We start from the raw sequence: 424 nt of genomic DNA on the forward strand, positions 1-424 counted from the left end.
GATTATCGAATATCTCGTGTAGTTGATTAGTAACTTCCTCATTATCACAAGATAGTGTTACCGGATTACCTACCGTATAACCAACTTTTTGATCTACTAAGTTTTGATGAAAATTCGTAGTAATTCGCCAATCCGGCTTTTCTATATCTAATTCGCCATTTGCGTCTAACTTAGCTTTATATTTTAATATGTCCGACTGTTTATCATAATATCTTTGACCTGTTGTTATATCTTTAATCCTAGATTTATGTTCATTAACCAACCTAATAATTAATTCTTCTTGTGTTTCAAACCTTGGCTTAATAGCTTCAACAATCCGTTCACCATATGGCTTTTCATTTGGCATATATATGTTAATCACCTTCTTATTTAAGTATAGATAATGCGTTTTGTTTCATATCTTGCGATAAGGCATATCTAGTTG

The 424-nt window shown here is 31.6% G+C and carries 1 protein-coding gene; it reads right to left on the minus strand.

The window, feature by feature from the left end; translation table 11 throughout:
- A partial coding sequence (locus tag ACF91D_RS32115) for a phage portal protein (protein ID WP_392438756.1) occupies window positions 1-346 on the minus strand: 346 nt, incomplete at its 3' end.
- Between the last annotated feature and the right edge of the window lie 78 nt (window positions 347-424).

Source organism: Staphylococcus sp. 231237_7MaSpsaltlick (genome assembly GCF_043107035.1).